We start from the raw sequence: 12674 nt of genomic DNA on the forward strand, positions 1-12674 counted from the left end.
TGCATCTCGTTAAAAATAGTACTTTTGTAGCATGCAAGACATTATTAACAATCTTCCAAAGCTCGCCAAAGATAAGCATAAGGAAAATAAAACCTTCTTTACAAAGCTTAAAAAAAAGCCGCCTAAACAGCTAGACTATATCATGCAAGAGTTACATGATGATGCGTTTGAAAAAACAGATTGTTTAGAGTGTGCAAACTGTTGTAAAACCACAGGGCCATTATTTACAGATAAAGACGTTGCTAGAATTTCAAAACATTTTAAAATGAAGCAGCAACAGTTTATTGATCAGTTTTTGCGTATTGATGAAGATAACGATTACGTGCTGCAAAGTCTACCTTGTACGTTTTTAGGAGCAGACAATTATTGCTCTATTTATGAAGTACGACCTAAAGCCTGTAGAGAGTTTCCGCATACCGATAGAAAAAAGTTTCAGCAAATATCAAATCTTACCATGAAAAATGTAGCTATTTGCCCAGCAGCTTTTAATATTGTAGAAGCTATGAAAGAGCGAATAAAGTTTTAATATAGCCTTGATGTTTTAGTCTTATTTAGCTTCCAACTTTTTAGTATATTTAAAACAAAAAACACATTTGGAAGCTGTAATAAATTATTTTGAAACCATTCCGTCACTTCACAGAAGTTTACTTCTTGTTGGTGGTATTACTCTGTTTTGGGTTTTAGAAGGCGCCATTCCGCTTTTTAAATTCAATTATAAAAAATGGCAACATGCTTGGCCTAACTTCTTTTTTACACTTACTACTATTATTATAAATTTTGGACTAGCCTTTATACTGCTAAAAACAGCCGATTGGGTTAAAGTAAATAACTTTGGAATTATTAATTGGTTACCAGAAATGCCTTTATGGTTGTATGCTTTGTTAGGCGTTATGTTGTTAGATTTTTTTGGAGCATATTTAGCGCATTTGGTTGAGCATAAAGTAAAACCACTTTGGATGGTACATCTGGTGCATCATACAGATCATAAAGTAGATACAACCACTGGAAATAGGCATCACCCTATAGAAAGTGTTATTCGGTTTTCGTTTACCATTTTAGGTGTTTTTATTGTTGGTACACCTATAGCTATAGTGTTTTTGTATCAATCATTGTCTGTTATTTTTACTCAATTAACACATGCCAATATTAAAATGCCTAAAAAAGTAGACAAAGCAATGAGTTACTTTTTTGTTTCTCCTGATATGCATAAGGTACATCATCATTACATTCTTCCTTATACAGATTCAAACTATGGTAATATTTTCTCAATCTGGGATAGATTATTAGGAACTTATATGGAGTTAGATCGTGATAAGCTTGTTTATGGTGTTGACGTATTCCCTGATGAAGAAGAGAATAGTCGCGTATTAAATTTGTTATCTCAACCATTTCAGAAGTATAAAAAACCAACAACCATTCCAGGTGATGAAACTATTTAAATCTATTATTTTACTTACCCTTGTAATTATTATGATAAGCTGTAGCGAAAAAAAAACAATAGGTGTTCAAGGGCATAGAGGTTGTCGTGGTTTATTACCAGAAAACACGTTGCCAGCATTTGCAAAAGCTATAGAACTTGGCGTGCAAACATTAGAATTAGATCTGGCCATATCCAAAGATAAAAAGGTTGTGGTTTCTCATGAACCTTTTATGAGCCGCTTTTATTGTTTAAAACCTAATGGAGATAAAATAACAATAAGTCAAGATAAGGTTTTTAACTTTTATCAAATGACTTATGATTCTATAAAGCAATTTGATTGTGGTAGCATGCAGCACCCAAGGTTTCCAGAACAGAAAAACACGAATGCTTTTAAGCCATTACTTCAAGACGTTTTTATAAAATCAGATTCTCTAAATCCTAATATAAAGTATAATATTGAAATAAAAGCATCTCCAGAATATGACAATGTTTATACTCCAGCTCCAAAAGAGTATGTGGCATTGGTATTACAAGTGATACAAGAAAATGGCGTTTTTGATAGATGTAACTTACAATCGTTTGATGTGCGTATTCTAGAAGAAATAAAGAAACAAGCACCAACTATGAAGCAAGCTCTGCTAGTTGATGAAAATGAAAGTATAGATGAAAAACTAACAAGTTTAAGTTTTAACCCTGAAATTATCAGTCCTTATTTTGAATTATTAGATAAAACTAGAGTAAAACACTATCAAGATCTTGGTTTTCAAGTAATACCTTGGACAGTAAATGAAATTTCAGATATGCAAACCATGATAAACTACAAGGTAAATAGTATTATTACAGATTACCCTGATAGGCTGTTAGGTTTATTGTCTGAATAATAGTTTATTTATAAATTAAATAAGGCTGTCGCATACTATTATAAGCCTGTAAACCACGTACCCAAGTTTTCTTTATTTCATAAGCTGTGTGCTTACTTTCTATTTGTTTTTGTAAAGCTTCAGTTCCTGCAAGTTTTATAAAGAAATTATTAAAAAAAGCGTCTTTATCATTAGTAGCTTGATAAGCTTCTATCAGGTGGTTTAAGTCTAGTCTGTTTAATTTTGCGCTGTTACTTAAGTCTTTTCCGAAGCATGTTTCATTTTCATGTTTCGGATATTTAGCACCATCATTAGGTTGAGGTATAAATTTATAATTAAAAGAAAACATCGTAGTGTCTAAAGCTGGACTTCCAAAAATTTGAAATTGTTTATCTGTTCCGCGTCCTGCACTAACATTTGTTCCTTCAAAAAAGCATAAACTAGGATATAAGTTTATAGCAGTATCATTAGGTAAGTTTGGCGATGGTTTTATAGGTAAACTATAAGGTGTGTTATGTGTATAGTTTTTTACGGGAATCACAGTAATATCACAAGAGATTTCATCCTTTAACCATTTTTCTCCGTTTATCATTTTGGCATATTCTCCAATAGTCATACCATGTACTACAGGAACTGGATGCATACCTACAAAACTTTTGTATTCAGTTTCTAAAATTGGTCCGTCAATATAGTGCCCATTAGGATTAGGTCGGTCTAAAATAAGTACTGGTATATTCGCTTCGGCACAAGCCTCCATAACATAGTGTAATGATGATATATAGGTGTAAAAACGTGCACCAACATCTTGAATATCAAAAATCACTAAATCTAGGTTAGCCAATTGTTCAGGAGTAGGTTTTTTATTACTTCCATACAAAGAGACAATAGGTAATCCGGTTTTAGTATCTACACCATCTTTTACAATTTCTCCAGCATCGGCTTTGCCTCTAAAGCCATGCTCTGGCGCAAATACTTTTTTTATATCGATGTTTAAGGAAACTAAAGAATCAACTATATGGGTATATTCAAGTTGTAATGCTTCATCAGGTGCTTTAAAAATAACACTTGTTTGGTTTGCTACAATCCCAACACGTTTTCCTTCTAACAGTGTTAGGTAACGTGCTGTTTGGTTTGCTCCAACTATAGGTAAGCTGTCTTCATTTTTAAAAAGAGTAGCTTTAGTATCTGTTTTAACATTTGTAGCCTTGTCTTTAGATAAGTTTCCGCATGAAATCAGTACCAAAACAAATAATAAAACTGTATTTTTGACCATATATAAATTAAATCGTATCATTTGAATTTCGAATATTTTACTGCTAAACGCATAATTGATAGTAAAGCGTATAAAAGTAGCGTTTCGGCACCAATAATAAAAATTGGTATAGCTGCAATTGCTATCGGTATTATTGTAATGATGATTGCGATAGCTACAGGAATTGGGTTACAACAAAAAATAAGAAATAAAGTTGTTGCTTTTAATGGCGATATAACTGTAATGAATTATGATAGTAATAATTCGCAAGAGAGTGGTAATCCTATTTCTACTAACCAAAGTTTTTATCCTAATTTTAAGACAGTTGAAGGCATAAAGCACATCCAGGCAGTAGTAACAAAATTTGGAGTTATAAGAACAGAAACCGATTTTGAAGCTATTATCCTAAAAGGTGTTGGCGCTGATTATAATTGGAAGTATTTTGAAGAGTTTTTAGTTTCTGGAAAATTACCCGATTATATCCAAGAGATGAACACTCAAGTACTTATTTCACAATACCTAGCAAATCGCTTAAATTTTAAAGTAGGAGATAAGTTTACAACCTTATTCAGACGAGACGACCCTAATAGAGAACCACGAATGCTTACTTATAACATTGTAGGTATTTACAATTCTGGGTTTAAAGATTTTGATGAAACATATGTTATTGGAGATATAAGACATTTACAGCGTATTAATAAATGGGAAGCAAATCAAATAGGACATTTTGAAGTTCTTATTGATGACTACAGCAAGCTAAATGATATGGAGTTGCAAATAAATGAAAACATTCCATCTATGTTAGAGGCTGTAACAGTTGAAAAGCGATTTGGTTCTATCTTTGAATGGATTAAAATTTTTGAAAAAAATATATACGGCATTATTGGTATTATGATTCTAGTTGCTGGTATTAATATGATAACAGCCTTATTGGTGTTAATATTAGAACGAACACAAATGATTGGCATACTTAAAGCTTTAGGAAGTGATAACTGGAGTATCAGAAAGATATTTTTATATAATGCATCTTATTTAATTGCTTTAGGACTTCTTTGGGGCAACATTATTGGGTTGTCAATACTTTTTGCTCAAAAATATTTAAAGTTATTTCCACTAGATCCTAGTGTGTATTATGTTACTGAAGCGCCTGTTTATATTAGTGCAGGCTACATAATAGCCTTAAATTTAGGTACATTTATTTTATGCTTATTTATGTTGCTTGTACCATCATATATTATTACTAAAATATCTCCGGTAAAGGCTATTAGGTTTGAGTAGATTGCGGTAAGTAATTCAAGAAACATTCGTCTATTCCTATCAAAAAAAGTACATTTGCAGCAGTAAATTATGAGTATGGAATACGCAAAAAACATTCTAGAAACTATTGGTAATACACCTTTAGTAAAAATAAATAAACTAACACAAGACCTACCTTGTCTGGTGTTGTCTAAATACGAAACATTTAACCCAGGAAACTCTGTAAAGGACCGCATGGCATTAAAAATGATTGAAGATGCCGAAGCAGATGGTCGTTTAAAACCAGGTGGTACCATCATTGAAGGGACATCTGGAAATACAGGCATGGGATTGGCATTGGCAGCTATTGTAAAAGGCTACAAGTGCATTTTTGTTATCAGTGATAAGCAGTCTAAAGAAAAAATGGACATATTAAGAGCTGTTGGAGCAGAAGTGGTTGTTTGTCCTACTGATGTTGAACCTGATGATCCACGTTCTTACTACTCTGTGTCAAAAAGACTTGGTGAGGAAACACCAAATTCTTGGTATGTAAATCAGTATGATAACCCAAGTAATGCAAAAGCACATTATGAAAGTACAGGGCCAGAAATTTGGAAACAAACAGATGGTAAGATTACTCATTTTGTGGTAGGAGTAGGAACAGGAGGAACCATTTCTGGAGTAGGAAAATATCTTAAAGAACAAAACCCGGATGTTAAAGTTTGGGGAATTGACACATATGGTAGTGTTTTTAAAAAATATCATGAAACTGGTATTTTTGACGAAAATGAAATATATCCATATGTCACAGAAGGTATTGGTGAAGATATATTACCAGAGAATGTTGACTTTTCAATAATTGATGGATTTACTAAAGTCACTGATAAAGATGCTGCGGTTTACACACAATTATTAGCCAAAGAAGAAGGTATGTTTTTAGGAAATTCTGCTGGAGCAGCAATAAAAGGTGTTTTACAATTAAAAGAGCATTTTAAACCTGATGATGTAGTGGTTGTTTTATTTCACGATCATGGTAGTCGTTATGTAGGTAAAATGTTTAATAACGAATGGATGAAAAAAATGGGATATTTAGACTAAAATATACCCTTAATTATAAAGTAAAAAGCCCAACATGTGTTGGGCTTTTTCTTTTTTTTGGTTGGTTTATTTTTTGTGTTTTAATTCCTTGTCAAACCACGCAATTGTTGTTGCATAAAGTTCATCGCGTTTATCTCTAAAACCATGATCCGTTTCAAATGTCATTAATTTAAAATCATAGTTAATTCGTTCTAATTCTTCAGCCATAATATTGGCTTGTTTTGGATCTACACGTTTATCTTTTGTGCCAGAAAGTATAAGTAAACTACTATCTTTGTTAAGTTTGTCAGCCCAGAAAATAGCTGATCTCTTTTTTAGTTCAGCATCTTTGTTTGCAGCATAGTTAGGAATACACTGTGCATAAACTAGCGTTTCCATTTTAGGTCTAAAAGATATTTCTGCAAATAAGTTACTTGGTCCATTTCCTATAATGGCTGTTTGTATCTTATCAGATGCCTTTAGAGCTAAATATGTCATCATGCCACCACGAGACCATCCAAACATTCCAACTTTACTTTCGTCAGCTTTGTCTATTTCTTTTATAGTTTCAAAGAGGTTTAAAACATCATTTAAATCAGCACCGCCAAACTCATCTTGAGTTCTGTAATTACTTGCTATAATCACATAGCCTTGCTCTGCTAGTTTTGATACTGAAAAAATAATGGTAGCTATTGTAAGGCTTCCGTAATCTCTATTGCCGCCTCTATTAAAAATAACAACAGGATATGTGCCTTCTTTTTTAGGTTCGGTAATAATGCCGTTTACTTTATGACCGTCACTTTCATAAGTTATAGTATAAAAGTTTAGCGCATCTAGGTGTTTGTAATCTGGTTTTAATTCATTGTTGGTTGTTAGCTTACTCCATATTGAAGTTTCTGAAAGATTTATAAGTTCTTTTGATAGAATTTTTCCGTTTTGAGAAAATCCTAATGAAAAACAAATAAGAAAAATAAAGCATGTTAACTGTGATTTCATGATTGATGATGTTTTTTGATTAATAAAATTTTAAGGATAGCTTTTTTAAGAAAACTGTAAAAAGCTTTGATTACTTTATAGGTATTTGTTTTTCAGTTTTTGTTACAACATTTTAAACGGTTATTAAAGCGAGATCATTTTTTTATTATGCGCTTCTTAAAATTTTTTCCATCTTTCGGCCTTTTGCCAACTCATCTACCAATTTATCTAAATACCTAACATGTTTGGTAAGAGGAGTCTCTATTTCTTCAATTCTATAGCCGCAAATAACACCTTTTATTAAATGAGCATTTTCATTGAGAGTGGCATGAGAAAAAAATGTTTCAAATGTAGCTTTACTGTCTATGTATTCTTGTGTTTGGTTATTGTCAAAACCAGTAAGCCAAGTTATTACCGTTTGTAGCTCATCTTGTGTTCGTCCCTTTTTTTCAACTTTGGTTACGTAATGTGGGTATACCGAAGCAAATGTCATTTTTGCAATTCGCTCATCATGTTTTGGTGTTGTCTTCATAATTTAATCTTGTTTGCGTTTTAAAATTTTAATAGTACGACTATATATAATATCAGCTAAATTCCAGTTATACAATTTTGTGTCTGTTGTGCTTGTAAATTGAATAACAACAGCATCTAACTTTTTGTGGTATTTTGCGATACTTTGATATCCAGGAACCCAGCCTTTATGTTCGTATTCGTATACAGAAGAATAGATTTCTTGCTCATTACCATCTAGTAGCGAGCCGTCATTTAAGGCTCTTAAAAAGATACCAACATCTTCTGCAGTTGCAACCATACCTACATTATCAGCTTTTAAATCATATGGATGACCTACATGGTAACCACTCATCATATTATCTAAATCTACATCATTTACAGAACTAAAGGTGTTTTTTAGCTGTAAGCGATCTAAAATTTCTTCTTGAATAAAGTCATAATATGAGTAACCAAGTACGCGATCCATTATCTTGCAGAGTAATAAATAATTAGTGTTACAATACTGATATTTTTTATTAGGAGTAAAGTTTGCAGGTAGATCTAGTATTAAGTTCAGGTTTTCCTCATAGGTTTCCTTCGGTTCGGCCCAATAATTAAAAGTATCTGTGTAATTAGGAATACCACTTCGGTGTTGAATCATCATTTTTAATGTGATTTTATCTGCATACTCTATGCGCCCTTTTAATTCGGGTAGGTAATCTGCTAGTGTTTTGTCTAGAGATAAACGTTTATCAGCAACTAGCTTTGTAACAGCCACTGCAGTATATAGTTTGTTAATACTCGCAATCTTAAATAAAGCTTTAGGGTTTGCAGGTATTTTAAGTTCTTTGTTATGCCAACCTGATGCATAAAACGCAGGTGGCTTTCCGCCTTGATCTACATATACAATTATGCCATCAAATCCATGATCTATGGCTTCATCTAGCTGACCTTGTATGGTGCTAGGTAGTGGTAATATCCATGCTTTTACTAATAACCATGGTACAAAAAAAAGCGATATAATGGTTCCTATGGGTAAAATAATTCGTAACACGCGCTGTATTTGTTTTTTATTCATGAGTTAGTTTTTCTTAATTCTACAGTGTTAGATACCGTGTTAAGTTGTTTTGAAATTGTCCATTTTAATCCAAATAAAGGTCTTAAAATTTTAATTCTTTTTAAAATGAATTCATAAATAAGAAAACAACCTATAAAAGTAAAAAGTGAAATGCTTAAAAATTTTAAGAACGGATGAATCTGTAAAGGTAAAATTAAATAAGCACCAGCATACAATACAAACATGTGTATTATGTATACAGGGTAAGCAGCTTGGCTTAAATATGTTAACAAAGCACTAGGCTTATTAAGGTAATGATAGCCTAAACCAAAAACACCAAATATCCAACAGTTAGACTCTAATGTTGTTATATACATATTAGATATTGATTCAAAACCAGAATATCTTATAGCATATAATACACAAGCAATACCTATATAAAGCCATTTCCATTTTGATACTGTTTTCCAAAAGCTTGTACCGCTATAAACAAACAGAAACCCAAAAAAGAAAGCGACAAAACCTATAAAGAAGCCATGCCAAGTTTGCGCATACAATTCAAATAACTGTGGTTTAACCAGACCAACTTCTAGCATGAAAAATACGGATACCATAATTGGTCCTAATGCATACGACATAAACGTTGATAGCGTTTTTCTAAATAGGCTATCTTCATGTTTTTTCAAATAATAGAATAGAGGAGAAAGCACTAATACATAAATAAATATATGCCCTAAAAACCATAAGTGACTACTACCATAATAATAACTTAATGGCATGTTGTAATATTTTTGAAAAATAAACATGTGCAATGTTGTTATTGCAATGCATCCAAAAACAAAAGGGAGTAAAATACGCTTGCTTCGTTCTATAATTAAACCTTTTATTTGGCGTTTTCTCATAGCAAAGTATAAACCCATACCTGAAACATAAAAGAGTAAAGGAATTCGCCATACGTTTAGCATTGTCATAGGAGTCCATAAGTCTTCAAGCAATTGGTCGCTTTTTATAAAACCTATAAATAAAGCCCAAGGTTGAAAAATAATAGCAATGTGATATATAAGTAATAAAGCAATAGCTATAACTCGTATCCAATCTATGTCGTAACGTCTTTGAGTTGTCATTTTAATACAGTTTTTTTATTATTCAAGCATCATAGCTACTACAGGACGTGCTTTTTTTAAAGCTTCCATATCAAGTGTAAATCCCATAGGCTTTAACTGCTGTATTAGCATTTCATAAAAAGGCTTTACCTCATTAAAGTCGCCCATCACAGTTTCTCTAGCAGTCGCTCCAAAGTTGTTTTTTATTGTTTTGTCTGCTTTGGCATCTATAAGAAGTTGTACAATTTCTATACGCCCAAAAAAAGCAGCCGTATGTAAAACTGTAGAGCCGTCGTTGTTTTTTAGTGTTAAATCGGCACCAGCATCAATAAGTGCTTTAGCTATTTCAATCTTATTAAAAGTTGCAGCTGTCATTAATGGAGTAGAACCGCTCATAGCTTCTTTTTTATTTATATCACTTCCAGATGCAATATGTTGTTTTACAGCTTCAAGATTTCCTGATAATACAGCTGTTTGAATATCAATATCTGGTTTACTTAAAGTGGTGTTAGTTTTTGTTGAGGTAGTTGTTGTTTCATTTTTAGATTGCGCACATGAGTTAGTAAGTAATACAATCATAAATACTGTTTGAAATGTGATTTTGAATGTGTGAATTAATAATGTTTTCATGATGTTAATTTTTTAATGATTAATATTTTGTTTTTTGTTGGTACAAATGTCAGGCAAGAGACGGTTTCATAATAAACCCTTATGTAGCGGTATGTGACAAGTTTGTTGAATGCATGAAAATTATGATGCAGAAGTATAAATTATGATGCAACACACGTTTTTTTGAAGCTTGTTTGAAGATTTCTTTTTAAATAAATTTGTCTACTTTAGTGACAGCAAATACCATTATGTCAAGCAATACGTTTCAAGGAAAGTTTATAGAACAAGCCAAGATCTTTGTGTTAGAGAATTTATCTAACGAGCAGTTTGGTGTTTCAGAACTAGCAACGCTCATGAATATGAGCCGTTCTAACTTACTTCGAAAAATAAAAAAGGAAACCCAGTTAAGTGTTAGTCAGTTTATTCGTCAAATTCGCCTTGAAAAAGGAATGGAGTTATTAGAGCAAACCGATTATACAGTTTCAGAAATATCCTATCAAGTAGGTTTTGGAAACAACTCTTATTTTATAAAATGCTTTAGAGAACATTTTGGGTATTCGCCAGGAGAAGTTAGAAAAAGTGGTTACGAGTTTTCAGAAAACGAAACCACTAGCGATATCATTATTGACAAAAAACCAGCTCAAAATGTATTCAAAACAAATAAAGCCTACACAGTAATGGCTTTGTTGGTAGCTGTGGTTGCAGTAATGATATTTTTTATCATAAAAAAGGAAGACAAAAACGAGCTAGCAAGTCCTACAGTCTTATCAAAATCTATAGCGGTACTTCCGTTTAAAAATATGAGTAGCGACTCTTCAAATCTATATTTTGTTAATGGTTTAATGGAATCGTCTTTAAATAACTTACAGAAAATAGAAGATTTAAGAGTTATAAGCCGAACATCTGTTGAAAAATATAGAAATACCAATAAAACGGTCTCTGAAATAGCAAAGGAACTAAACGTAAACTACATTGTAGAAGGTAGCGGACAACGAGTTGGAGACCAAGTATTACTTAATGTTCAATTAATTGAAGCATTAAATGATAGCCCAATTTGGACAGAACAATATAACCACAAGGTAGTTGATATTTTTGCATTACAAAATACTGTAGCAAAAAAAATAGCTGATGCTATTCAAGCAAAAGTTACTCCAGCCGAATTACAACAAATAGATAAAAAACCAACAGAAAACCTAGAGGCTTATGATTACTACCTAAAAGCTCTAGAGCCATTTCAAGCCCAAACAAAAGAAGGTCTTGATAAAGCAATACCACTGTTTAAGCAAGCCGTAGCAAAAGATCCTAAATTTGCTTTGGCATATTCAAAACTCGCCATTGCATACTACTATTTAGACATTTATCAAACAAATAAGCAATACACAGAAGTAATAAATAATTATGCAGATAAGGCTTTGTTGTATGATTCCAAATCAGATGAAAGCCTTATTGCAAAAGCGCTATATTATATAAATATAGAAGAGTATAGGTTGGCATTACCGCATTTAGAAAAAGCTTTAGAGTACAACCCCAATTCATCACCTGTAGTAAATATGCTATCAGATTTGTATGCGCGTACCATTCCTAATACCGAAAAATCTTTAAAGTATGCCTTAAAAGGAGTACAATTAGATATCGCCGCAAACGATTCTGTTGGTAAAAGTTATATCTATTTAAATTTAAGTAACGCTTTTATTCAAAACGGATTTGTTGATGAAGCCCTAAAAAATATAAACCTTTCACTAGACTATAGTTCAACAAATTATTACGCACCATATTTAAAAATATTTATACAATATGCCAAGCATAAAGACATGGTTCAAACCAGAAATCTTTTAATAAACGAATGGAAAAAAGACACCACAAGGTTAGATATCATGCAAGATGTGGCAAAACTGTATTATTTTCAGGAACAGTATGACAGCGCTTACTATTACTATAATAAATACGTAAAAGTAAAAGAACAGCATGGGTTAGGCATCTATCCGCAAGAAGATATTAAAATAGGCAAGGTTTACGACCAAATGGGGTTTCATGAAAAAGCAAAATCCTTTTACAAGGCCTACGCTAGTTACTGTGCAAAAGACCAATCTATCTACCAGCCAGCAAGTTTGGCTATGCAATATGTTCATGAAGGAAAAAGAGACCTTGCTATAGAGCAGCTTAAGCTATTTGCTACAAAAAATAATTACCAATACTGGATGCTGTTGTTTATGGAAAAAGATCCAATGATGAAATCTTTAAAAAATCACCCAGAATACAAAGAAACAATTACAAAAATTAAAAACAGATTCTGGGAAGATCATGAGCGTTTAAAAAGCATGCTTATAGATAATGACCTTATATAACAAACACCATAATGCAACAAGTTATCAAGTAGCAAAAAGGGCGTTCTCTAGCTTTCCCTTGTTTTTGTATTAGTATATCATTTTTTGTTTTCGTTTTTTAAGCCATACAAGTCATATTTATATCAATTATATACCGACTATATGCCGACTATATGCCGACTTTATATCGACATAACTTAAGGATATCTTCATGTGAAACCCCATAAAAACTAGTTGTTAATCTCTGATTATAGCTAGAATTGCTTGTA

At 32.2% G+C, this 12674-nt stretch carries 12 protein-coding genes; 6 read left to right on the plus strand and 6 right to left on the minus strand.

From position 1 onward, the window contains the following. Window positions 1-31: 31 nt before the first annotated feature. The 3 genes from ACN5J3_RS07885 to ACN5J3_RS07895 all read left to right on the plus strand — a co-directional run bounded on the left by ACN5J3_RS07885 (window position 32) and on the right by ACN5J3_RS07895 (window position 2301). On the plus strand, window positions 32-526 hold the full coding sequence (locus tag ACN5J3_RS07885) for a YkgJ family cysteine cluster protein (protein ID WP_418511384.1): 495 nt from the start codon (window positions 32-34) through the stop codon (window positions 524-526). Window positions 527-593: 67 nt separating this feature from the next. Beyond that, the gene (locus ACN5J3_RS07890; protein ID WP_417289957.1) at window positions 594-1439 is read left to right on the plus strand and encodes a sterol desaturase family protein; all 846 of its coding nucleotides are present in this window, start codon (window positions 594-596) and stop codon (window positions 1437-1439) included. After that, entirely contained in the window at window positions 1426-2301 is an 876-nt protein-coding gene (locus tag ACN5J3_RS07895) for a glycerophosphodiester phosphodiesterase family protein (protein WP_418511385.1), read from the plus strand. The genes ACN5J3_RS07890 and ACN5J3_RS07895 overlap by 14 nt, the downstream gene beginning before the upstream one ends. 4 nt (window positions 2302-2305) lie before the next feature. On the opposite strand, the gene ACN5J3_RS07900 is transcribed toward ACN5J3_RS07895, so the two are convergent. Continuing rightward, window positions 2306-3574: an exo-beta-N-acetylmuramidase NamZ domain-containing protein gene (locus ACN5J3_RS07900; RefSeq protein ID WP_418511386.1), complete on the minus strand. Its 1269-nt coding sequence runs from the start codon at window positions 3572-3574 to the stop codon at window positions 2306-2308. Between ACN5J3_RS07900 and ACN5J3_RS07905 the strand changes: the two genes are divergently transcribed. After that, window positions 3575-4810, plus strand: coding sequence for an ABC transporter permease (locus ACN5J3_RS07905; protein WP_418511387.1), 1236 nt, complete (start codon window positions 3575-3577; stop codon window positions 4808-4810). A 75-nt stretch (window positions 4811-4885) separates the two neighbouring features. After that, window positions 4886-5866 carry a PLP-dependent cysteine synthase family protein gene (locus ACN5J3_RS07910; protein WP_417289961.1) on the plus strand — a complete coding sequence of 327 codons (981 nt, stop codon included), beginning with the start codon at window positions 4886-4888 and terminating at the stop codon, window positions 5864-5866. 66 nt (window positions 5867-5932) lie between these two features. Here ACN5J3_RS07910 and ACN5J3_RS07915 read toward each other — a convergent pair whose 3' ends face one another. From ACN5J3_RS07915 to ACN5J3_RS07935, 5 genes are all read right to left on the minus strand, one after another. Continuing rightward, entirely contained in the window at window positions 5933-6841 is a 909-nt protein-coding gene (locus tag ACN5J3_RS07915) for an alpha/beta hydrolase family protein (RefSeq protein WP_418511388.1), read from the minus strand. Between the two features lie 145 nt (window positions 6842-6986). After that, window positions 6987-7352 (minus strand): DUF2200 domain-containing protein, encoded by a 366-nt coding sequence (locus tag ACN5J3_RS07920; protein WP_418511389.1) that lies wholly within the window; start codon window positions 7350-7352, stop codon window positions 6987-6989. Between the two features lie 3 nt (window positions 7353-7355). Beyond that, window positions 7356-8390 carry a serine hydrolase domain-containing protein gene (locus ACN5J3_RS07925; RefSeq protein ID WP_418511390.1) on the minus strand — a complete coding sequence of 345 codons (1035 nt, stop codon included), beginning with the start codon at window positions 8388-8390 and terminating at the stop codon, window positions 7356-7358. Continuing rightward, window positions 8387-9493: an acyltransferase family protein gene (locus tag ACN5J3_RS07930; RefSeq protein WP_418511391.1), complete on the minus strand. Its 1107-nt coding sequence runs from the start codon at window positions 9491-9493 to the stop codon at window positions 8387-8389. Before ACN5J3_RS07930 ends, ACN5J3_RS07925 begins: the two co-directional genes overlap by 4 nt. Window positions 9494-9511: 18 nt before the next feature. Next, window positions 9512-10102 (minus strand): ankyrin repeat domain-containing protein, encoded by a 591-nt coding sequence (locus tag ACN5J3_RS07935; protein WP_418511392.1) that lies wholly within the window; start codon window positions 10100-10102, stop codon window positions 9512-9514. A 227-nt stretch (window positions 10103-10329) separates the two neighbouring features. Here ACN5J3_RS07935 and ACN5J3_RS07940 point away from each other — a divergent pair, with 227 nt between their 5' ends. Then, window positions 10330-12426 carry a helix-turn-helix domain-containing protein gene (locus tag ACN5J3_RS07940; protein WP_418511393.1) on the plus strand — a complete coding sequence of 699 codons (2097 nt, stop codon included), beginning with the start codon at window positions 10330-10332 and terminating at the stop codon, window positions 12424-12426. Window positions 12427-12674 lie beyond the last annotated feature (248 nt).

This window comes from Corallibacter sp., assembly GCF_048381695.1.
In the GTDB taxonomy this organism is placed as follows: domain Bacteria; phylum Bacteroidota; class Bacteroidia; order Flavobacteriales; family Flavobacteriaceae; genus Corallibacter; species Corallibacter vietnamensis.